Annotated in this window: 19 protein-coding genes and 1 tRNA gene; 4 read left to right on the top strand and 16 right to left on the bottom strand. The window is 71.2% G+C overall.

Going from position 1 to position 20989, the window contains the following annotated elements; all coding sequences use genetic code 11:
* The first annotated feature begins 25 nt into the window (after positions 1–25).
* Positions 26–1039 (top strand): adenosine deaminase, encoded by a 1014-nt coding sequence (locus KFLA_RS25065; protein WP_012922627.1) that lies wholly within the window; start codon positions 26–28, stop codon positions 1037–1039.
* A gap of 29 nt (positions 1040–1068) precedes the next feature.
* On the opposite strand, the gene KFLA_RS35940 is transcribed toward KFLA_RS25065, so the two are convergent.
* On the bottom strand, positions 1069–2499 hold the full coding sequence (locus tag KFLA_RS35940; protein WP_012922628.1) for an RICIN domain-containing protein: 1431 nt from the start codon (positions 2497–2499) through the stop codon (positions 1069–1071).
* Between the two features lie 245 nt (positions 2500–2744).
* Between KFLA_RS35940 and KFLA_RS25075 the strand changes: the two genes are divergently transcribed.
* On the top strand, positions 2745–3707 hold the full coding sequence (locus tag KFLA_RS25075; protein ID WP_012922629.1) for a hypothetical protein: 963 nt from the start codon (positions 2745–2747) through the stop codon (positions 3705–3707).
* A gap of 1 nt (position 3708) precedes the next feature.
* On the opposite strand, the gene prmC is transcribed toward KFLA_RS25075, so the two are convergent.
* From prmC to KFLA_RS25135, 12 genes are all read right to left on the bottom strand, one after another.
* Complete coding sequence (gene prmC / locus KFLA_RS25080) at positions 3709–4542, bottom strand: peptide chain release factor N(5)-glutamine methyltransferase (protein WP_012922630.1); 834 nt, start codon at positions 4540–4542, stop codon at positions 3709–3711.
* Between the two features lie 4 nt (positions 4543–4546).
* The gene (gene prfA, locus KFLA_RS25085; RefSeq protein ID WP_012922631.1) at positions 4547–5626 is read right to left on the bottom strand and encodes a peptide chain release factor 1; all 1080 of its coding nucleotides are present in this window, start codon (positions 5624–5626) and stop codon (positions 4547–4549) included.
* A gap of 88 nt (positions 5627–5714) precedes the next feature.
* The gene (gene rpmE / locus KFLA_RS25090) at positions 5715–5921 is read right to left on the bottom strand and encodes a 50S ribosomal protein L31 (protein WP_012922632.1); all 207 of its coding nucleotides are present in this window, start codon (positions 5919–5921) and stop codon (positions 5715–5717) included.
* 231 nt (positions 5922–6152) lie between these two features.
* Positions 6153–8471: a transcription termination factor Rho gene (gene rho, locus KFLA_RS25095; RefSeq protein ID WP_012922633.1), complete on the bottom strand. Its 2319-nt coding sequence runs from the start codon at positions 8469–8471 to the stop codon at positions 6153–6155.
* Positions 8472–8778: 307 nt separating this feature from the next.
* Entirely contained in the window at positions 8779–9786 is a 1008-nt protein-coding gene (gene thrB / locus KFLA_RS25100; RefSeq protein WP_237706587.1) for a homoserine kinase, read from the bottom strand.
* A 1-nt stretch (position 9787) separates the two neighbouring features.
* Positions 9788–10852, bottom strand: coding sequence for a threonine synthase (gene thrC / locus KFLA_RS25105; RefSeq protein ID WP_012922635.1), 1065 nt, complete (start codon positions 10850–10852; stop codon positions 9788–9790).
* Between the two features lie 3 nt (positions 10853–10855).
* On the bottom strand, positions 10856–12163 hold the full coding sequence (locus KFLA_RS25110; RefSeq protein ID WP_012922636.1) for a homoserine dehydrogenase: 1308 nt from the start codon (positions 12161–12163) through the stop codon (positions 10856–10858).
* Positions 12160–13563 (bottom strand): diaminopimelate decarboxylase, encoded by a 1404-nt coding sequence (lysA, locus tag KFLA_RS25115; protein WP_012922637.1) that lies wholly within the window; start codon positions 13561–13563, stop codon positions 12160–12162. The genes KFLA_RS25110 and lysA overlap by 4 nt, the downstream gene beginning before the upstream one ends.
* Positions 13560–15218 (bottom strand): arginine--tRNA ligase, encoded by a 1659-nt coding sequence (argS, locus tag KFLA_RS25120; protein ID WP_012922638.1) that lies wholly within the window; start codon positions 15216–15218, stop codon positions 13560–13562. The genes lysA and argS overlap by 4 nt, the downstream gene beginning before the upstream one ends.
* Positions 15219–15300: 82 nt before the next feature.
* On the bottom strand, positions 15301–15756 hold the full coding sequence (locus tag KFLA_RS25125; protein WP_148256732.1) for a hypothetical protein: 456 nt from the start codon (positions 15754–15756) through the stop codon (positions 15301–15303).
* 91 nt (positions 15757–15847) lie between these two features.
* On the bottom strand, positions 15848–16360 hold the full coding sequence (locus KFLA_RS25130) for a hypothetical protein (RefSeq protein ID WP_012922640.1): 513 nt from the start codon (positions 16358–16360) through the stop codon (positions 15848–15850).
* Positions 16361–16416: 56 nt separating this feature from the next.
* Positions 16417–16599: a PspC domain-containing protein gene (locus KFLA_RS25135; protein ID WP_012922641.1), complete on the bottom strand. Its 183-nt coding sequence runs from the start codon at positions 16597–16599 to the stop codon at positions 16417–16419.
* A 201-nt stretch (positions 16600–16800) separates the two neighbouring features.
* On the opposite strand from KFLA_RS25135, the gene KFLA_RS25140 reads away from it, so the two are divergent.
* Together KFLA_RS25140 and KFLA_RS25145 are read left to right on the top strand one after the other, a co-directional pair.
* Positions 16801–16872 (top strand) — tRNA-Arg (locus KFLA_RS25140).
* Positions 16873–17083: 211 nt separating this feature from the next.
* On the top strand, positions 17084–17926 hold the full coding sequence (locus KFLA_RS25145; protein WP_012922642.1) for a PhzF family phenazine biosynthesis protein: 843 nt from the start codon (positions 17084–17086) through the stop codon (positions 17924–17926).
* On the opposite strand, the gene KFLA_RS25150 is transcribed toward KFLA_RS25145, so the two are convergent.
* From KFLA_RS25150 to KFLA_RS25160, 3 genes are read right to left on the bottom strand one after another with little or no spacing between them, the layout of a single operon-like run.
* Positions 17923–18972, bottom strand: coding sequence for a lipoate-protein ligase LplAB (locus tag KFLA_RS25150; RefSeq protein ID WP_012922643.1), 1050 nt, complete (start codon positions 18970–18972; stop codon positions 17923–17925). The two genes, KFLA_RS25145 and KFLA_RS25150, sit on opposite strands and share 4 nt — an antisense overlap.
* A gap of 56 nt (positions 18973–19028) precedes the next feature.
* On the bottom strand, positions 19029–19649 hold the full coding sequence (locus KFLA_RS25155) for a maleylpyruvate isomerase family mycothiol-dependent enzyme (RefSeq protein WP_012922644.1): 621 nt from the start codon (positions 19647–19649) through the stop codon (positions 19029–19031).
* 51 nt (positions 19650–19700) lie between these two features.
* Positions 19701–20981 carry an RNA polymerase sigma factor gene (locus KFLA_RS25160; protein WP_237706588.1) on the bottom strand — a complete coding sequence of 427 codons (1281 nt, stop codon included), beginning with the start codon at positions 20979–20981 and terminating at the stop codon, positions 19701–19703.
* Between the last annotated feature and the right edge of the window lie 8 nt (positions 20982–20989).

Consider the following 20989-nt stretch of genomic DNA (forward strand, 5'->3'; position numbering starts at 1 on the left):
GTTCTCCCGCCCTAGGATCCCGGCCATGACTGTGTCGCGTGACTTCCTCGCCGGCCTGCCGAAGGCCGAACTGCACGTCCACCACGTCGGCGCCGCGTCGCCGCGAATCGTGGCGGAACTGGCCGCCCGGCACCCCGGCTCCCCCGTGCCCACCGACCCGGCCGCGCTCGCGGAGTACTTCGTCTTCACCGACTTCGCGAAGTTCGTCGAGATCTACCTGACCGTGGTGGACCTGATCACCACGCCCGACGACGTCCGGCTGCTCACCTACGAGATCGCCCGCGAGATGGCCGCCCAGAACATCCGGTACACCGAGCTCACCGTCACGCCGTACACGTCGGCGCTGCGCGGGATCGCCCCGGAGGCGTTCTGCGAGGCGATCGAGGACGCACGGACCGCGGCCGAGAAGGAGCTCGGCGTGACGCTGCGGTGGATCTTCGACATCCCCGGCGAGGCAGGCATCCCGGCCGCCGAGGAGACGCTGCGGATCGCCACCGAGCTCCGGCCCGACGGTCTGGTCGCCTTCGGTCTCGGCGGACCGGAGATCGGCGTACCGCGGCCGCAGTTCGCGCCGTACTTCGACGCGGCCCGGGCGGCCGGGCTGCACTGCGTTCCGCACGCGGGCGAGTCCACCGGCCCGCAGACCATCTGGGACGCCGTCCGGGTGCTGAAGGCGGAGCGGATCGGCCACGGCACGTCGGCCATGCAGGATCCCGAGCTGGTCGCCTACCTGGCCGAGCATCGGATCCCGCTCGAGGTCAGCCCCACCTCGAACGTCGCCACCCAGGCCGTCCGCTCGTACGACGAGCACCCGCTGCCGGCGATGGTCGACGCGGGCCTGGTCGTCACGATCAACTCCGACGACCCGCCGATGTTCGGCACCGACCTCACCAACGAGTACGCCGTCGCCGCCCGCCTCCTGGGCCTCGACGAGGCCGGCACCGCCGACCTCGCCAGGACCGCCGTCCGCGAGTCCTTCGCCGACGACACCACCAAGACCGCACTGCTCGCCGAGATCGACGCCTACGTCGCCGGCTGAGTCCGCAGCGTGCGAAGAACCCGGGGCTGTCACCTCGGGTTCTTCGCACGCAACTGCCACAGCTGGCCAGGACCGGCGGTGAAGGGCTGCTGGGTGGCGCGCTGGTTGCTCCCGGCATCGGTCACCGCGAGACCGGTCAGGGTGTTCAAGATGCCGTAGCGTCCGCCGCCGACCGGGTGCAGCACCCAGCGCATGCCGTCCTGGCCGTTGCACCGGTACTGGAGGACCTGGGTGCCGGGTGTGGTACCGCTGTAGGCGCTGTCCGCACACTTGCCGCTGTTGACGTTCTGCAGCTGCCAGCCGGTCTCGTACAGGAACCGCCAGCGCTGACTGGTCGCGCCGGTATGTTGCTGACGGCCCAGATACGCCAGGTCGGCCACTGACGCGTCCAGTACGCCGAGCGCACCACCCGACGCCGGGTGTACGAGCTCGAAGACCTGACCGTGCCGTGGCGCGGCCCGAGCGTCCGGGACCGGGCTCTTGATCAGCCAGTCGCTGTTGGCGATGTTCCAGTGCGTGGCCAGGTAGCTGCCGGCTGGTGGCTTCGGGTGGAAGTAGTCGTCCTTGTTGCAGTCCAGCAGCCGGTCGCTGTCCTTGTCCGGGCAGACGACCGTCGTGCCCGAGCCGTAGCACATCAGGTCCCACTCGTCGCCGCAGTGGCCGTTGTAGTTCGGTGCCGACGACTGGACCGCGCCGAAGGTGTGCCCGAGCTCGTGAGCCGCCGCGTTGAACCCCCAGCAGCCCGCGGACGCGTCCACCCGGGCGTACCCGGTGTTGCGGTTGTTGGCGTTCTCCAAGCCGGGCCGGTCGTCGACGTACACGGTGGCGACTCCGCAGGTCTTCTGTGCGTCGGCGAAGACCAGGTACTTGCGGTTCGGGTCCTGGTGGCCGAGCTTCTGGAGCGCGGTGACCATCGGCTCCCAGCCGGCCAGCCCATCAGTCGGCAGGACCACCTCCTGCACCTGGATGCGGCAACCGCCGGGAACCGCCTCGGTCACGAAGCGCACGTGGCGGCCGGCACCGGTCTGCGCCGCACTGTCGTTGTACGCCGCATCGATCTCGTGCGACCAGGCCCGGAACGACGGCAGGAACAAGGGCAACCGGGACCGCTGCTGCTTCTCCCTGACGTACATCACCTGGACCCGCTTGCCGGACCGCCCGTCGCCCTCGCAGACGATCGGGTTGGCCGCCACCGCCGCCTTCGCGATGCCGGCCTTCAGCGGCGCGGCGGGCAGCTCCAGCCTCACCCCGGGAAGCGTCTCCGGGCCTCGGGTGCACTGGTCGGTACCGGCCAGCTCGACCCGGCGCAGCCCGGCGCACAGCGCCGCCTCGGACAGCGCTGCCGTCGGCGCGATCGACGCCGGCGCGGTTACTTCCCGCTCCGGCCTGCTCCCGGACGGCACGCCGTACACGGGCAAGGCCAGTGCCGCCGCGGCCAGCACGCCACCGATCCTGAGCATCAGCAAACAACACTAACTCAGCGCAAGCAAACAATCACCCACCGCCCCACCCCCTCGGGCCCCCAGCCCCGGCCATGGCTCGACCGGACCGTGAACACCTTGCGGGGAGCTTGACCAGGTCCTACCTGGTGCACAGTCCCGGTTTCTTGTTCACGGTTCCACCTTCCGGCGGCTCAGTCGGCGAAAGTCGGCCCGCTGACACGCCTCGGGGTTGCTCATCCGGCCGGGCATGGTTCCCTTGACCGGTGCGAAAGCTTCCCGTCCTCCTCACGACCGCGGCGCTGCTGCTCGGCGCCGGCTGCAGCGACGGCCCCGCCGACGCCGGTGCGGCCCCGTCCACGCCCCCGTCCACGACCCCGGCGACCACCTCGGCACCGACGACGCCCAGCGCCTCACAGGGCGCTCCACCGGCCGAAGGCGACCTGCCGCGCGGCGGCCGGACGATCTTCCCGCAGCACCAACTGGTCGGCTTCGTCGGTCTGCCCGGTTCCCCCGCGCTCGGCCCGCTCGACAAGGACCTCGACGCCAAGGCCGCCCGGCTGGAGAAGCTGGCAGCGTCGTACGCCGCCGGCCGCAAGCCGCTGCCGGTGATGGAGCTGATCGTGGTGATCGCCAACGACCACCCCGGCCGGGACGGCCAGTACCGCAGCCGGCTGAGCGACGAGAAGATCAAGCCGTACCTGGACACCGCCCGCAAGCACAAGATGCTGCTGCTGCTCGACGTCCAGCCCGGCCGCGCCGACAGCCTGACCGAGATCAAGCGGCTGGAGAAGTGGCTGAAGGAGCCCGACGTCGGCCTGGCCTTCGACCCGGAGTGGGCGGTCGGCCCCAGTCAGGTGCCGGGCCGGGTCTTCGGCCGCACCACCGGCAGCGAGCTGACCGCGATCGCGACGTACCTGTCCGGGCTGGTCAGAAAGCACGACCTGCCCGAGAAGGTCTTCGTCTTCCACCAGCTCTCGACCCGCATCCTCAGCAACGAGAAGGCGTACAAGCAGCAGCCCGGCGTCGTCACGATCAAGTCCGTCGACGGCATCGGCAACCGCGCCGACAAGGAATCCACCTGGCGCAAGCTCACCCCGACGATGGCCCCGGGCGTGCACGCCGGCTTCAAGCTCTTCTACGAGGAGGACACCCGCCACGGCGCGCTGATGACGCCGGCCCAGGTCCTCGCCCTCAAGCCCCGCCCGGAGCTGGTGATCTACGAGTAGCTCAGATCCGGCGGCCGGTGGCGAAGCGGTGGCGGCCGGCGAGGTCGAGCTGGTCGCGCACCTCGGTGAACAGGCCGGTGGCGGCGAAGACGGCCGGGGCGGACTCGCCCTGGACGTCGGCGTGCTCGCAGCCGAACCAGCCGCCGGGTTTCAGCAACCGGCCGGCCGTCGCGGCGACCACCTTGATCTCGTCGAGGCCGTCGTCGCCCGACCACAGCGCCAGCGCCGGGTCGTGGTCGCGCACCTCGGCGGTGACCGACTCCCAGGCCGTCAACGGGATGTACGGCGGGTTGGCGATCACCGCGTCGACCTGGCCGTCGAGCTCGGGCAGGCAGCCGTCGATGTCGCCCTCGTGCAACGTCGCGCCGGTGCCCTCGAGGTTGCGGCGGGCCCACCCGCACGCCTCCGGTGACAGCTCGACCGCGTGCACGGTGCTGTCCGGGCGCTCGGTCGCGACCGCGCCGGCGATCGCCCCGGATCCGCTGCACAGGTCGACCACCAGCGGTGCCTCGACGTCCTTCAACCGGTCCAGCATCCAGCCGACCAGCACCTCGGTCTCCGGCCGCGGCACGAACACCCCGGGCCCGACGACCAGCTCGCGGTAGCGGAACGCCGCCGTCCCGGTCAGGTGCTGCAGCGGCTCCCGCTGCGCGCGGCGATCCACCAGTACGTCGTACTGGGTCTGCTGCGCGGTGGTGACGTCGACCAGGCCGAGCTGGAGCCGGGAGACGCCGCAGACGAACGCGAGCAGCTCGGCGGCGTCGTACTCGGGGGACGCGACACCGGCCGCCGCGAGCCGCTCGGTGGCCGCGGCGATCAGCGGACGGGCGTTCACCGGGTCACCCCTGCGAGTCGACCGCGGCCAGCCGCGCGGCCATGTCCGCGTCGGTCAGCGCCTGGATCACCGGGGCGAGGTCACCGCCGAGGACCTGGTCGAGGTTGTGCGCCTTGTAGCCGACCCGGTGGTCGGAGAACCGGTTCTCCGGGAAGTTGTAGGTGCGGATGCGCTCCGACCGGTCGACCGTGCGGATCTGCGACCGGCGGGCGTCCGAGGCCTCCTGGTCGGCCGCCTCCTGGGCCGCGGCGAGCAGCCGGGACCGCAGGACCCGCATCGCCTGCTCGCGGTTCTGCAGCTGGGACTTCTCGTTCTGCATCGAGACCACGATGCCGGTCGGCAGGTGGGTGATCCGGACCGCCGAGTCGGTCGTGTTGACGCTCTGGCCGCCCGGGCCGGAGGAGCGGAACACGTCGATGCGCAGGTCGTTCGGGTCGATCTCGACGTCGACGTCCTCGGCCTCCGGCAGCACCAGCACGCCGGCCGCGCTGGTGTGGATCCGCCCTTGCGACTCGGTCACCGGGACCCGCTGGACCCGGTGCACGCCGCCTTCGAACTTCAGCTTCGCGTACGGCGCCTCGCCGGGCTCGGGCGTGCCCTTGGCCTTCACCGCGACGGTGATCGACTTGTAGCCGCCGAGATCGGACTCGGCCGAGTCGAGCACCTCGGTCTTCCAGTTCTGGGTCTCGGCGAACTTCAGGTACATCTTCAGCAGGTCGCCGGCGAACAGCGCCGACTCGTCGCCGCCCTCACCGGCCTTGATCTCCAGAATCGCGTCCTTGTCGTCACCGGCGTCACGCGGGACCAGCAGCAGCCGCAGCTTCTCGGTCAGCTCCTCGCGCCGGGCCTCCAGCTTGACCGCCTCGTCGGCGAACGCCGGGTCCTCGGCCGCGAGCTCCTTGGCCGCCTCGATGTCGTCGGCGGTCTGCAACCACTCGTCGTACGTGCGGACCACCGGGGCCAGCGCGGCGTACCGCTTGCCGACGCGGCGGGCGTTGGCCTGGTCGGAGTGCAGCTCGGGGTCGGACATCTGCCGCTCCAGGTCGGCGTACTCCGCCTTGAGCGTCTGTACAGCTTCGAACATCGGTCACTCCTTCCAGGGGCCGGTACACAGACCGCGCGCCGGTCCGCGGACCCGTGGAAGGGTCGCGGACCGGCGCGCGGTGGGACAACTACTTCTTGGCGTACCGCTTCTCGAAGCGGGCCACCCGGCCACCGGTGTCCAGAATCTTCTGCTTGCCGGTGTAGAAGGGGTGGCACTGCGAGCAGACGTCGGCGTGGATGCTGCCGGACTCCGCGGTCGAGCGCGTCTGGAACGTCGCGCCACAGGTGCAGGTCACCGTGGTGTCGACGTACGTCGGGTGGATGTCGCTCTTCATGAATCTCCTAGGTCTCAGGCGCCCCGGGTCGCCCGCACGGTGCTGACGTGAACCGGAACCAACAGACAAGTCTGCCATCTGGGGTGAGGACGGCCAAATGGGGGTGGTGGGGGCGGTGGCCGGCCGGGGCGGTCGGGCCGGCGTGGATCGGGCCTCGCGACGCCGGCCGCGGGTGGGTGGACAGCACGAAAGGCTGGACGTTGCCGTCCAGCCTTTCGTGGGTGCGTCGTCCTAGTTACCGTCGTCGGTGTTGCGGCCGCCGGCGGACGGGGTGGTCTTGTTCACCTGGAGCAGGAACTCGATGTTCGACTTGCTCTCCTTGAGCTTGCCGATCAGGAGCTCGAGCGCCGCCTGGCCGTCGAGGGCGGACAGGACGCGGCGGAGCTTCCAGACGACCTGGGTCTCGTCCTTGCTCATCAGCAGTTCCTCGCGCCGGGTGCCGGAGGCGACGACGTCGATGGCGGGGAAGATCCGGCGGTCGGCGAACTCGCGGCGCAGCCGCAGCTCCATGTTGCCGGTGCCCTTGAACTCCTCGAAGATGACCTCGTCCATCTTGGAGCCGGTCTCGATCAGGGCCGTGGCCAGGATCGTCAGCGAGCCGCCGTCCTCGATGTTGCGGGCCGCGCCGAAGAACCGCTTCGGCGGGTAGAGCGCCGAGGAGTCGACACCACCGGACAGGATCCGGCCGCTGGCGGGCGCCGCGATGTTGTACGCCCGGCCCAGGCGGGTGATCGAGTCGAGCAGCACCACCACGTCGTGGCCCAGCTCGACCAGGCGCTTGGCCCGCTCGATCGCCAGCTCCGCGACCGTGGTGTGGTCGTCGGCCGGCCGGTCGAAGGTGGAGGCGATGACCTCACCCTTGACCGTGCGCTGCATGTCGGTGACCTCTTCGGGCCGCTCGTCCACCAGCACGACCATCAGGTGCACTTCGGGGTTGTTCGTGGTGATCGCGTTCGCCAGCGCCTGCAGCACCATCGTCTTGCCGGCCTTCGGCGGCGACACGATCAGGCCGCGCTGGCCCTTGCCGATCGGGCTGACGATGTCGACGATCCGGGTGGTCAGGATGTTCGGCTCGGTCTCGAGCCGCAGCCGCTCGGTCGCGTACAGCGGGGTCAGCTTGTTGAAGTCCTGGCGCTGCTTGGCGATCTCCGGGTCCGACCCGTTCACGGTGTCGATCCGGACCAGCGGGTTGAACTTCTCCTTGCGCTCGCCGTCGGACGGCTGCTTCACCGCGCCGGTGATCGCGTCGCCCTTGCGCAGGCCGGAGCGCTTCACCATCGACAGCGCGACGTACACGTCGTTCGGGCCGGGCAGGTAGCCGCTGGTCCGGACGAACGCGTAGTTGTCGAGCACGTCCAGGATGCCGGCCGCGGGGACGAGCACGTCGTCCTCGCTGATCGTCGGCTCCGGGTCGAACCGCTCACCGCGGCCCCGGCTGCGACCGGCGTCCCGGCCGGTGTCGCGGCCGTCCCGGCCGTCGCGGTTGCGGTCCCGGTCGCGGCCCCGGCGGCGACGACGCCGGCCGTCACCCTCCTCGCCACGGTCGTCGGCCCGGCTGTCGATCCGGGTGTCGGTCCGGCCATCGGCCCGACCGTCGGCGCGGTTGCCCCGCTGGTCACGCTGGCCGTCACGGGCCTGCCCGTCACGGTCCCGGCCGTCACGATCCCGGCCGTCGCGGTCCCGGTTGCCACCGTCGCGGCCGTCACGGGCCTGCTCACGGCCAGCGTCGCGGCCCTGCTCACGCTGCTCGCGACCACCGTCGCGGCTCTGCTCGCGACCGCCGTCACGGTTCTGCCCGTCGCGGTCGCGGACACCGTCGCGCGCCTGGCCGTCACGGCCGTCCCGCGCCTGCTCACGTCCACCGTCACGGCCCTGGCTCTCGCGACCGGCCTCACGGGTCTGTCCGTCACGCGCCTGGCCCTCGCGCGCCTGGCCGTCGCGGCTCTGGCCGTCCCGGGCCTGGTTCTCCCGGCCGCGACCGCGGCCACGGTCCTCGGACCGGCCCTCGCGCTCGTCGGCCCGGTCCGCCGTACCGTTCTGCGCGGCCGGCGCGGTGTCGGCGCCGCCGTTCTGCGCGGCCGGCGCGGTCTGCCCGGCGCTGGTCTGTCCGCCGCTGGTCTGCGGAGCGCTCGTCTGCAGCTCAGGGGTGGTCTGCGCCGCACCGGTAGCGGCGGCGCCGTTCTGCTCGACGGCCGTGCCGGCCGCGGCGGCGCGGGCCCGGCGGCTGCCCTCGCGCACCGGAGCCTCGGGCGCGGCGCTCTTCGCGCTCGGCGCCGGCTCCGTGGTCGCCTCGTCCAGGGTCGGCTGGCTCGACCGGGCACGGGATCCTCCGCCGGTCGTACCGCCACCGCCCTGGGCGGCCTTGATCGCCTCGATCAGCTGGCCCTTGCGCAGTGCGCCGGTGCCCTTGATGCCCAGCGTCCCGGCGAGCTGCTTGAGCTCGGGGAGCAGCATGCCCTCGAGGCCGCCTCCGGTCTTGCGGCGACGCGTGGTCGCGGCCGCAGCGGCCGGCGCCGAGGCGCCGTCGGAGGCTTCAACAGTTTCTGTCACGTGAGGTCCTTCCCACACGGATGGACGACGTCCCTGGTGGCTCATCGCCCGGAATCATCACCCACGACCGACGAAACGGCGACGTGGGCACAAGAGGTTCTCGCTGGATCCGGGTCCCCCGAAATTCTCCGGCGCAGGCGGCGCAAGTCATTCACTGGGAGATCGCCACGGACACCTGGGTGCCGGGAACACAGCCCGGAAGCGGCGAGAGTTCACCGATCACCTGGAGGGGATCGGGTGAGTCGAGACTAGCACCACTGCGGGTCCATCTGCTGACTCGAGGGGTACAACGCGTGTCCGGCCCGGATCATTCCGCCCAGGGCGAACTTGCGCCGTCAAAAGCTCCGGACCAGACCTGCACGCCCAGTGGATCGATGCCGAGGTCGTGGCGCGACCAGCCGTCCGGTGCCACCGGCGGTGCGGCGCCGAAGTCGCTGCCAGACAAGGGAGAACCGTCGCCGGCGCCACCGGAAAGCGGATCGGTCCCTCCGGCTGTGCCCCCGGCTCCACTGGTCTGCTCCGGGCCGCCCAGCACGAGAACGGTGGGTCCGGCCCCACTGACGACCGCGGCCAGTCCACTGCCCCGCAGTTTGTGCACGAGCGCCAGGCTTTCCGGCATCACCGGCTCGCGGTACTCCTGGTGCAACCGGTCCTCGGTCGCCGTCATCAGCAGCTCCGGCCGTGCGGTGATCGCCGTGACCAGCAAGGCCGCGCGGCCGGCGTTCGCCGCGGCATCGCCATGCGGTACGACATCCGGCAGCAACCCGCGCGCGGCCTTCGTCAGCACCCGCGTCTGGGGCACGTACGCCGTGACCCGCAACCCGTCGACCGGTTCGGCACGGACCGCGCGGCCGGCGTCACCCTCGGTCCAGGCGATGGTGAATCCGCCGAGCGCGGCGGCCGCGACGTTGTCCGGATGCCCTTCCAGTGCGTGCGCGAGCTCGACCACCCGAGCGCGGTCGAGCGGGGTACCGGTGAGACCGTACGCCGCGGCGATGCCGCCGACGATCGCGGCCGAGGAGGATCCGAGACCGCGCCCGTGCGGGACCCGGTTCTCGCACCGCAGCGCGAAGCCCGGCACGGTCGCGCCGAGCGATTCCAGCCCGGCCCGGATGGCCTGGACCACCAGGTGCGACTCGTCGAGCGCCACCTCGCCCGCTCCGGCACCGGTCACCTCGACGGTGACCCCGGAACGGCCCGGGGTCACTGTCAGTTCGTCGTACAGGGTCAGCGCCAGGCCGAAGGCGTCGAAGCCCGGGCCGAGGTTGGCGCTGGTCGCCGGAACCCGAACCCGGACAGGCGCAGCGGGCGCCAACTCACACCAGCCCGGCGACGCGCGCCACCGCATCGGTCTCGGCCGGCGTCACGGTGGCCTCGGCCGGCGGGGAGGCCGACAGCGCGGTGTCGATGTCCTTCAGCCCGTGCCCGGTCACCGTGATGACGACGGTCAGGCCGCCGTCGAGCCGACCGGCCGCCTTGGTGGCCAGCAGTCCGGCAACGCCCGCGGCCGACGCCGGCTCGACGAAAACGCCTTCGCGAGCGGCCAGTTCCCGCTGCGCGGCCAGGATCTGCGCGTCGCTGACGGCCTCGATCCGGCCGCCGGACTCGTCCCGGGCGGCTTCGGCCAGCGTCCAGGACGCCGGGTTGCCGACCCGGATCGCGGTCGCCTGGGTGTCCGGCTTCTCGACCACCGCGCCGCGCACGATCGGCGCCGCGCCCTCGGCCTGGAAACCCCACATCTGCGGGCAACGCGAGGACACCTTGTCGTTCGCGTACTCCGAGTAGCCCTTCCAGTACGCCGCGATGTTGCCCGCGTTCCCGACCGGCAGCACGTGCAGGTCCGGAGCGTCGCCGAGCGCGTCGCAGACCTCGAACGCGGCGGTCTTCTGACCTTCCAGCCGGACCGGGTTGACCGAGTTCACCAGCGCGACCGGGTAGTTCTTGCCGAGCTCACGGACGATCCGCAGGCAGTCGTCGAAGCCGCCGTCGACCTGCACCAGCTGGGCGCCGTGCACGATCGCCTGGGCCAGCTTGCCCTGCGCGATCCGGCCGGCCGGGATGAGCACCAGCGGCAGCAGCCCGGCCCGGACGGCGTACGCCGCGGCGGAGGCGGAGGTGTTGCCGGTCGAGGCGCAGACGACGGCCTTGTCACCGGCCTGCGCGGCGAGCGAGATCGCCACCGTCATGCCGCGGTCCTTGAACGAGCCGGTCGGGTTGCTGCCCTCGACCTTGAGCCAGACCTCGCAGTTGGTCTGCTCCGACAACCACTGCGCGGCCACCAGCGGCGTACCGCCCTCGCCGAGCGTGACCACCGGAGTGTCCGCCGAAACCGGCAGCCGGTCGCGGTATTCCTCGATCACGCCTCGCCACTGGTGAGCCATAGCTCAATCTCCTTCGACCCGCATCACACTGCTGACTTCCCGAACGATGTCCATGTCACGCAGGGTCTCCACGGTGGTCGACAGCGCGGCGTCGGTGGCGGTGTGGGTGACCACGACGAGCTGCGCGTCACCGCCGCGGCCTTCCTGGCGCACGGTCTGGATCGACACGTCGTGCTCGGCGAAGGCCTGGGCCACCGCCGCCAGCACACCGGCCTTGTCGGCCACGTCCAGCGACACGTGGTAGCGGGTCATCGCGGCGCCCATCGGCCGCACGGCTCGCTGGGTGTACGACGACTCGCCGACCCCCGGCACTTCCTTGAGCCGGTTGCGCGCGGCGGACACCAGATCCCCGAGGACAGCACTGGCCGTCGGGGCACCGCCGGCACCACGACCATAGAACATCAGCTGGCCGGCCGCTTTGGATTCCACGAAAACCGCGTTGTAGGCGTCCCGGACCGAGGCCAGTGGATGGCTCTGCGGGATCATCGCCGGGTAGACCCGGGCACTGACCGAGTCGGTCGCCTCGTCCAGCTCGCAGATCGCCAGCGACTTCACCACGCAGCCCATCGCACGCGCCGAGGCGATGTCGGTGGCCGACACGTCGGTGATGCCCTCGCGGTGCACGTCGGCGATCGAGACCCGGGTGTGGAAGGCCAGGCTGGCCAGCAGCGCCGCCTTCGCCGCGGCGTCGAAGCCCTCGATGTCGGCGGTCGGGTCGGCCTCGGCGTACCCGAGCGCCTGCGCCTCCTCCAGCGCCTCGTCGAAGCCGGCGCCGGTGGAGTCCATCTTGTCCAGGATGTAGTTCGTGGTGCCGTTGACGATGCCCATCACCCGGGTCACGTCGTCGCCGGCCAGCGACTCGCGCAGCGGCCGCAGGATCGGGATCGCGCCGGCCACGGCGGCCTCGAAGTACAGGTCGCGCTGGTACTTCTCGGCGGCGGCGAACAGCGTCGGGCCGTCCTCGGCGAGCAGCGCCTTGTTCGCCGTGACGACGGAGGCGCCGTGCTCGAGCGCGGTCAGGATCAGCCCGCGGGCGGGCTCCAGGCCGCCGATCACCTCGATCACCAGGTCCAGGTCGCCGCGGCTGACCAGGGCTTGGGCGTCGGTGGTGATCAGGGCGGGGTCGACCGCGATGTCCCGCTCGCGACCGGCCCGGCGGACGGCGATGCCGGCGATCTCCAGCGGCGCGCCCACCCGGGCGGCCAGGTCGTCGGCGCGCGTGGTGAGGATCCGGACCACCTCGGTGCCGACCACGCCGCAGCCCAGCAGGGCGACCTTCAGAGGCAACTTGTCGGTCCCGTTCGGCGTCATTCGGCCCCCATGTCCAGCAGCAGCAGGTCGTCCTCGGTCTCGCGGCGTACGACGACCCGCGTCCGCCCGTCCTTCACCGCGATCACCGGCGGCCGCGGTACGTGGTTGTAGTTGCTCGCCATCGACCGGCAGTACGCGCCGGTGCCCGGGACGGCGACCAGGTCGCCCGGCGTCACGTCGGAGGGCAGGAACTCGTCCTTGACCACGATGTCGCCGGACTCGCAGTGCTTGCCGACCACCCGGGCCAGCGTCGGGGTCGCGTCGGAGGACCGGTTGGCCAGCGTGCAGGAGTAGTCGGCGTCGTACAGGGCGGTGCGGATGTTGTCGCTCATGCCGCCGTCCACCGAGACGTAGGTACGCGACGCGCCGGCGTCCAGCGCGACCTCCTTGACCGTGCCGACCGAGTAGACCGTGCAGACGGCCGGGCCGACGATCGCGCGCCCGGGCTCGATCGACACCCGCGGCACCTCGACGCCGTACGCCCGGCACTCGTGCTCGACGATCTTGCCCATCTCGGTGGCCAGCTGCGCGGGGTCGGCCGGGTCGTCCTGGGTGGTGTAGGCGATGCCGAAGCCACCACCCAGGTCGAGCTCCGGCATGTCGACGCCGAGCTCGTCGGAAACCCTTGCGTGCAAGGCGATCAGCCGCTTCGCGGCCAGCTCGAAGCCGGAGGTGTCGAAGATCTGCGAGCCGATGTGCGAGTGCAGGCCGAGCAGCCGCAGCTCGGCCGCTTGGTTGACCTTGGCAACGGCTTCGAAGGCCGCGCCGGAGGTGATCGAGAAGCCGAACTTCTGGTCCTCGTGCGCGGTCGCGATGTACTCGTGGGTGTGCGCCTCGACGCCCGCGGTGACCCGGACCATCACCGGCGCCACCACACCGCGCTCGGCGGCCAGCGCGACCAGCCGGTCGATCTCGAACAGCGAGTCGACGATGATCCGGCCGACGCCGGCGTCCAGGGCGCGAGCCAGCTCCTGCTCGGACTTGTTGTTGCCGTGGAACCCGAGGCGGCTCGGGTCCGCGCCGGCGCGCAGCGCGACCGCCAGCTCGCCGCCGCTGCAGATGTCGAGATTGAGCCCCTCCTCCATCACCCAGCGGACCACCGTCGTGCACAGGAACGCCTTGCCGGCGTAGTACACGTCCATGTCCTTGAAGGCGCGCCTGAAGGCCCGCGCCCGGGTCCGGAAGTCGTCCTCGTCCAGCACGTACGCCGGGCTGCCGTGCTCGGCGACCAGGTCACGCAGCTCGACGCCGCCGATCTCCAGCGCGCCGTCGGCGTTCTTCTTCGCGGTGTTCGACCACAGCGCGGGGACCAGGTCGTTGACGTCGCGGGGCGCCCGCAGCCACGGCGGCGCCTTGTGCCCGATGTCGGCGTGCAGCGTGCCCGCCTCGTGCGCCCTCACATCCGCTCCGGAGCGGAGACGCCGAGCAGGTCCAGCCCGTTGGCGAGCACGGTCCTGGTCGCACCGACCAGGGTCAGGCGAGCCTTGTGCACCGGCTCCACCTCCTCGTCGCCGCGCGGCAGCACGCGGCAGCTGTCGTAGAACTTGTGGAAGGCCGACGCGGTGTCCTCGAGGTAGCGCGCGATCCGGTGCGGCTCGCGCAGCTCGGCCGCCGTCGCCACGATCCGTGGGAACTCGGCCAGCGCGCGGAGCAGGTCGCCCTCGCGGTCGTGGCTGAGCAGTCCCGGGTCGAACTCGTCGAGCTTGATGCCGAGGTCGTCGGCGTTGCGCAGGATCGAGGCGAGCCGGGCGTGCGCGTACTGCACGTAGTACACCGGGTTCTCGCTGACCTGGCGGGTCATCTCCTCGATGTCCAGCGTGAGCGGCGAGTCCACCGGGTAGCGGCACAGCGTGTACCGCAGCGGGTCGACGCCGCCCTCCTCGACCAGCTCGGCGAGCGTGACGATCGTGCCGGCCCGCTTGGACAGCTTCATCTCCTCGCCGCCCTTGAGAATCTTCACCAGCTGGCCGATCAGGATCTCGATGTTGTGCTCGGGGTCGTCGCCGGCGCAGGCCGCGATCGCCTTCAGCCGGTTCACGTAGCCGTGGTGGTCGGCGCCGAGCAGGTAGATCGCCACCTCGAAGCCGCGCTCGCGCTTGTTCACGTAGTACGCGGCGTCGGAGGCGAAGTAGGTGGGTTCGCCGTTGGACCGGATCAGCACCCGGTCCTTGTCGTCGGTGAAATCGGTGGTGCGCATCCAGAGCGCGCCGTCGTCGTCGTACAGGTGACCCTGGCCGCGCAGCTTCTCGATCGCGTGGCCGACGCCGTCCTGCTCGTGCAGGCTGCGCTCGGAGTACCAGACGTCGAACTTGGTCCGGAAATGCTCCAGCTGCGCCTGCTGCTCCTTGAGCTGCCGCTCGTACCCGGCCTCGCGGAACGCGACGGTCTGCTCGGCGTCGGGCAGCTCGGTGATGCCGGGCACCTCGGCGACGATCCGCTCGGCCAGCTCGAGGATGTACGCCCCGTGGTACCCGTCCTCGGGGATCGGCTGACCCTGCGCGGCCGCCTTCAGCGAGGCGCCGAACTTGTCCATCTGGGCGCCGCGGTCGTTCACGTAGAACTCGCGGGTGACCACCGCGCCCGCCTTGGCCAGCACCCGGGCCAGCGCGTCGCCGACGGCGGCCCAGCGGGTGTGCCCGAGGTGCAGCGGGCCGGTCGGGTTGGCGGAGATGAACTCGAGGTTGATCGCCTGCCCCTGGAGGCTGTCACTGCTGCCGTACGCCGGGCCGGCGTCCACGATCGCCTGCGCGATCTTGCCCTGGGCATCGGCCGCGACCCGGAGGTTGATGAAGCCGGGGCCGGCGATCTCGACCGCGGTGATCGCGTCGTCGCTGTCCAGCTTGGCCGCCAGCAGCTCGGCGAACCGGCGCGGGTTCAGACCGGAGCGCTTGCCCAGCTGCATGGCGACGTTGGTGGCGTAGTCCCCGTGCTCGGGGTTCTTGGGTCGCTCGACCTTCAGCTCCCGCGGCAGCCCGCCGTCGACAGTGATGGTGCCGTCGTCGACGAGCGCGGTCAGGGCCTGCAGGATCTTCTCAGCGAGCTGTTCCGGAGTCACCGGCCCAGCCTAATGCTCAGCCGCCCCCGTCCCGTCCCCCGCATCCACAGCTCGGGACCCGCGGGGCAGTGCCGGTACTCCGTCAGGCCGGGCTGAGGCGCAGGATGGCCAGCGGCTGGTTCACGGCGACGGTGACGATGGCCAGGCCGTTGAGCCGGGAGCGGAAGCCGGGCTGCTGCCGCTCCGCGCCGACCCGGGCACTCGCGGTGCCGCCGCTGAAGTCGACGCAGGTCTCGCTCACCCGGTGCACCACCAGCGTGCTGAACCCGGCGGCGCTGCGCTTGACCGGCACCTTCGAGCCGGTGCGGACGTAGACCTCGCAGGTCCCGTCCTTGCAGGCCCGGTAGTTGAAACCGTCCTTGGCGCGCGGCCCGGTGGGCGACGGTGACGGCGTACGGGTCGGCATGGCGGCGGAGTTGCGCCCGACCGACTGGCCGACCGGCGTACTGCCGGCGGCGGAGCCGCTCTCGCTCACACTGCCGCAAGCGGTCAGGGCGACGACGCTCACCGCGACTGTGAGGGGCCTACTGGTGCGCATGAGGTCAGCAAAGCGTAATAAGCGGGTCACGGACAGCTTGTGGGCAGCTTCCTGCCACTTGATGTGACGCACGTTCCATCTGATGGACCGATCAGCGGGTGGCAGTGACCCGGATCTGACTCTCGCGGACCAGCTTGGTGTCCCAGGCGGCCGGGCGGCCGTTGACCTCGACCTTGACCGCGCCGCAGGCGTCGCCGAGACACTTGCCGTCGTACCGGACACCCCACAGCTCGAAGAACTGCTTCAGCGTCGGCCGCTCGGCCCTGGTCTTCGCTTCGACGTAGACCAGCCCGTCGTCGGTGTGGGTGTGCACCGCGGCCTGTTCGGCCCGGACCCGGTCGACCCCGATCCCGGCCGGCACCTGCACCGCGGCCCCGTCGACGGTGACCGCCAGCTTGACCGTGTACGGCATCGGGCCGCTGAAGTCGAGCGGCAGCCGTTCCATCCCGGCCTTGTCGATGTACGAGACCGCGTCGCGCGGCGCGTCCCACGGCGGGCCGCCGGCCCGGATCTCGGCGGGACCCGGCGGTGCCGGGCCCACCTGGCAGCCGCTCACCACGGAGAGCGCGGCCGCCAGGACGGCGGCGTACACCCCTGCTCTCATGCAGAGCAGGGTTTCACGACCCACCGGCGCGGGGTGCCGGGGGCCAGGGCCGAAGGTCAGTTCTCCGACGGCATCATCACCCACAGGACCAGGTAGATCAGGAACTGCGGACCGGGCAGGATGCAGCTGATCACGAAGATGAGGCGCATGGTGTTCGGCGTGGTGCCGAAGCGGCGCGCGAGACCGGCACATACGCCGCCGATCCAGCGATTGCGCGGACGGACCAAAGTGGTAGCCATCAGGTCTGACTTCCTTTCAGCTCTGGGACTTACGATCACTATGACGCGTCCCCCCGGTGCCCAGATCCCGCCGCGCGGACGCTCCAGGGTCGGTTCAGGGTCACCCCCGGTCGACCCGTCGGTGACCCGCCGGACCCCCGCTGCACCGATGCCGATTCGAGCCCGGGGCAGATCACCTGCTACTGTTCTGCTCGTTCCTGAGCCCCCGTAGCTCAGGGGATAGAGCACCGCCCTCCGGAGGCGGGTGCGCAGGTTCGAATCCTGCCGGGGGCGCGGTCGATCTGGGCGATCTATGCTCGCGGAGAGCGCGAGCTTGGATCGCCCTTCGTTTTGTGGGGGTGCGACCCCCACGCCCCGCCCGGAGGGGCTTCGCCCCCCGGACCCCCCGGGTTGGCTGGGGTCGGCCGCCGCGGTCACCCCCCGGGTGTGGTGGCTGGGGGCGCGGTCGCGGTCGCTCGTACCGGGGTGCTGTTGAATTGGGGGCATGACGATCCTGCGGTACAGCGCGTTCTCGACGGATCCGGCGGGGGGTAATCCGGCGGGGGTGGTGCTGGATGCGCGGGGGATGGACGCGGACTCGATGCAGGCGATCGCGGCGGAGGTCGGGTACTCCGAGACCGCGTTCCTGACCGGCGGGCCGGTGGCCGGTGCGGACGGCGTGATCCCGATCCGCTACTTCTCCCCCGAGGCCGAGGTTCCGTTCTGCGGGCATGCCACGGTCGCGACCGCCGTGGCGGTGGCCGAGCGAGCCGGCGCGGGTGACCTGGTCTTCGCCACGCCCGCGGGCAACGTGCCGGTCTCCGTCGAGACGACGGCCGACGGGTTCCGGGCGACGCTGACCAGCGTCGAGCCGTACGTCGAACCGGTGCACCACCTCGACGACGTCCTGGACATGCTCGGGTGGCGGGCCGACGAGCTCGATCCGGCGCTGCCGGCGTACGTCGCCTACGCCGGCGCGCGGCACCTCGTGCTAGGTGCGGCGACACGGCAACGACTGGCCGACCTGGCCTACGACTTCGACCGCCTGCTCGCGTACATGCGAGAGCGCGATCTCACCACCCTGCAGCTCGTCTGGCGGGAGTCGGACACCGTGTGGCACGTCCGCAACCCGTTCCCCGTCGGTGGTGTGGTCGAGGACCCGGCGACCGGTGCCGCGGCCGCCGCCTTCGGTGCCTACCTGCGCGAGCTGGGTCTGGTTCGGCCACCGGCCACCGTCGTTCTGCACCAGGGCGACGACCTCGGTCGTCCCAGCGTGATCGAGGTCGAGCTCCGCGAGGGCGATACCCGAGTCCGGGTGAGCGGCACCGCAGTACCGATCGGGACCTAAGGGACCTGGTTGAGCCAGGCCTCGGTGCCGAACTTGGCGCCGACTCGTCGCTCGGCCTCGGCGACCGTCTCCGGCGAGATGGCACCCGGCGCCAGACCGTAGCGAGCGCGGAACGTGCCGACCATCCGGTCGATCACCTCGGCGCGGTCCAGACCGGTCTGGCTGCGCAGCGGGTCGACGCGCTTGGCGGCGCTCTTGGTGCCCTTGTCGGACAGCTTTTCCCGGCCGATCCGCAGCACCTGCAGCATCTTCGTCGCGTCCATGTCGTAGGCCATCGTGACGTGGTGCAGCACCGCGCCGCCGGCGAACCGCTTCTGCGCGGCGCCGGCGATCTTGCCGGCCGGCGAGGTGATGTCGTTGATCGGCTGGTACGTCGCCGCGATGCCGAGCTCGTTCAGCGCGCCGACCACCCAGTCGTCGAGGAACGCGTACGACTCGACGTACGACAGGCCGGAGACCAGCGACTCCGGGACGTAGAGCGAGTACGTGATCGTGTTGCCCGGTTCGACGAACATCGCCCCGCCACCACTGATCCGCCGGACGACGGTCACGTCGTGCTCGGCGGCGCCGGCCAGGTCGACCTCGTTGCGCAGCGACTGGAAGCTGCCGATGATCACCGCGTTCGACGCCCACTCCCAGACCCGCAGCGTCGGCGGCCGCTCGCCCGACCCGACCTGCTCGGTCAGCACCTCGTCGAGCGCCATCTGCAGCGCCGGCTCCCGCGGTACGTCGTGCACGAACTCCCACGCGTGGTCGTGCCAGCCGGTCGCCCCGGTCAGCGCACGGCGTACGGCGACCGCGACGGCCTCGGGCGAGAACCCGAGCATCTCGACGCCGTCCCCCAGCACGGCCCGGACCCGCGCGGCGACCTGGGCCGCCGGCGCGCTCACCGGCGTACCGGCCAGCGCCTCGTTGATCCGCGCCAGCGCGTCGTCGGGCTCCAGGAAGAAGTCCCCGCTGATCTGCGCCCGCAGAACCGTGTCGTCCAGAACCTCGAGATCGGCCACCACGAGCTTGCCACCCGGGACCTTGTACTCACCATGCACGTCTGGGACAACCGACCGAGCCGGGTGGTTGTTCCCGCCGGACGTCTCAGCCGGTGTCAGGCCGTGGTGAAGCGCTCGGCGTCCGGGCCGGCCAGGTGTCCGGCGGGCAGGGTGCGGCCGCAGATCACCATCAGCAGGTCCTGGGCGGAACCGGTGACCGGGCGGCCGGTGCCGAAGGTCCAGTCGAGGTCGGTGGCTCGCAGTTGGACGCCGTCCAGGTTCACCCCGAAGTACTTGAGGTGCTTCGGGGTGGTTCCGGCCAGGACGAGGCCGAGGCGGTCCAGGGGGACCTGCCGGTCGATGCCGAGGGCAATGGTGAGGTCGAGGCCGTGGATGACGTCGTGCGACAGGGCCGCGTCGTAGCCGCTGCCCGGGGGCTTCCAGAGGTGGTGGATGTTGTCCTCGAGGGTCCGGACGAGCTGCTCGGGCGTGAGCTCGGCGGCGTCGGCGCGAGCCGTCCGGTCGGCCATCCGCTGGAAGTTGCCGCGACTCCTGAGCAGCTCGGCCACGACGCGCAGGGTCGAATAGCGGTAAGGCATCACGATATGTGCCACCAGCTCCCGGACCCGCCAGCCCTCGCACAGCGTCATCCGGTCCCAGTCGTCGGCGGACAGCTCACGCAGTACGGCGGCCAGCTCCGTGCGTTCGGCCGCGACGGCTGCCAGGACGTCGGTCATCAAGGGGCTCCTCTTCCGAAGGTCTTTGCCCCACCGAGGAACGGGACGGACCTAGCCGGACAGTTGCTTGAGACGCCGCTTCAAGTAGGCCTGCTCGGGCGCGGTCTTCACCAGTTCCAGCGCGGCTCGGTAGGCGGCCGCGGCTTCCGTCGTACGGCCTAGCCTGCGCAGGAAGTCGGCACGGGTCGCCGGGACGAGGTAGTAGCCGTCGAGGCCCTGCAGCTGGTCCAGCAACTTCAGCCCGACTGCAGGTCCGTCCGCCATGCCGATCGCCACGGTCCGGTTGAGCTGCACGACCGGCGTCTGCTTCAGCTGCCCGTACAGCGCGGCGATCTGCGGCCAGTCGGTCTCAGCCGCGGTCGGGGCAGTCGCATGGCAGGCTGCGATCGCCGCCTGAATCTGGTACGGCCCAGGACGTCTGCGGCGGAGCGCGGCCTCCAGTACTTCGGTGCCCTCGGTGACTTCGTCCAGCCGCCAGCGGCTGCGGTCCTGGTCCTCCAGGGTGACCAGCTCGCCGCGCTGGGTCCGGGTGTCCCGCCGGGCGTTGTGGAGCAGCATGAGCGCCAGCAGGCCGGCTGCCTCTGGCTCGTCCGGCATCAGCCGCACCAGCAGGCGTGACAGCCTGATCGCCTCGTTCGCCAGCCCGCTGCGGACCAGGTCAGCGCCCGCAGTCGCGGAGTACCCCTCGTTGAAGAGCAGGTAGAGCACAGCCAGTACTGCGGGAGTCCGCTCGGGCAGGAGATGGTCCGGTGGAACTCGGTACGGGATGCCCGCGTGCTTGATCTTCTGCTTGGCCCGGGTGAGCCGCTTCGACATCGCGTCCTCACCGACCAGGAAGGCCCGCGCGATCTCCGCAGTGCTCAGCCCAGCCAGCGTCCGCAAGGTCAGTGCGACCCGGGTCTCCAGCGCGAGTGCCGGGTGGCAGCAGGTGAACATGAGCCGCAGCAGGTCGTCCTGTACGGCGCTCGGCTCGTCGCCGGCCGACGCCGGCGTACCGTCCGGTCCTGCGAGACCACCGTCCCGGTCCGTCATCACCGCCACCTCCCGCAGCTTCGCAGCGCCGACCGCCTCGCGCCGTAACCAGTCGATCGCCCGGCGGCGGGCGGTCGTGGTCAACCACGCACCCGGCCGGTCCGGGATGCCGTCCACGGGCCAGTGCCGCAGCGCCGCCGCGAACGCCTCCTGCACGCACTCCTCGGCGACCTCCCAGTCGCCGGTGACCCGGATCAGCGTCGCCAGCACCTGGCTGCGTTCCTCCCGGAACGCCTGCTCCAGCCGCTCGGCGACCACCTGCTCGGTCACCGCCGGGCCGCTCACCCCCGCGTCGCTCACGGCGTCCC

This window comes from Kribbella flavida DSM 17836 (assembly GCF_000024345.1).
In the GTDB taxonomy this organism is placed as follows: Bacteria; Actinomycetota; Actinomycetes; order Propionibacteriales; family Kribbellaceae; genus Kribbella; species Kribbella flavida.

Excerpts from the sequence above, each read along its gene's own strand:
- KFLA_RS25065 (WP_012922627.1), top strand. The coding sequence starts at position 26 with ATGACTGTGTCGCGTGACTTCCTCGCCGGCCTGCCGAAGGCCGAACTG.
- KFLA_RS35940 (WP_012922628.1), bottom strand. The coding sequence starts at position 2,499 with ATGCTCAGGATCGGTGGCGTGCTGGCCGCGGCGGCACTGGCCTTGCCC.
- prfA (WP_012922631.1), bottom strand. The coding sequence starts at position 5,626 with ATGTTCGAAGCTGTACAGACGCTCAAGGCGGAGTACGCCGACCTGGAG.
- rpmE (WP_012922632.1), bottom strand. The coding sequence starts at position 5,921 with ATGAAGAGCGACATCCACCCGACGTACGTCGACACCACGGTGACCTGC.
- thrC (WP_012922635.1), bottom strand. The coding sequence starts at position 10,852 with ATGGCTCACCAGTGGCGAGGCGTGATCGAGGAATACCGCGACCGGCTG.
- KFLA_RS25110 (WP_012922636.1), bottom strand. The coding sequence starts at position 12,163 with ATGACGCCGAACGGGACCGACAAGTTGCCTCTGAAGGTCGCCCTGCTG.
- KFLA_RS25125 (WP_148256732.1), bottom strand. The coding sequence starts at position 15,756 with ATGCGCACCAGTAGGCCCCTCACAGTCGCGGTGAGCGTCGTCGCCCTG.
- KFLA_RS25130 (WP_012922640.1), bottom strand. The coding sequence starts at position 16,360 with ATGAGAGCAGGGGTGTACGCCGCCGTCCTGGCGGCCGCGCTCTCCGTG.
- KFLA_RS25135 (WP_012922641.1), bottom strand. The coding sequence starts at position 16,599 with ATGGCTACCACTTTGGTCCGTCCGCGCAATCGCTGGATCGGCGGCGTA.
- KFLA_RS25145 (WP_012922642.1), top strand. The coding sequence starts at position 17,084 with ATGACGATCCTGCGGTACAGCGCGTTCTCGACGGATCCGGCGGGGGGT.
- KFLA_RS25155 (WP_012922644.1), bottom strand. The coding sequence starts at position 19,649 with ATGACCGACGTCCTGGCAGCCGTCGCGGCCGAACGCACGGAGCTGGCC.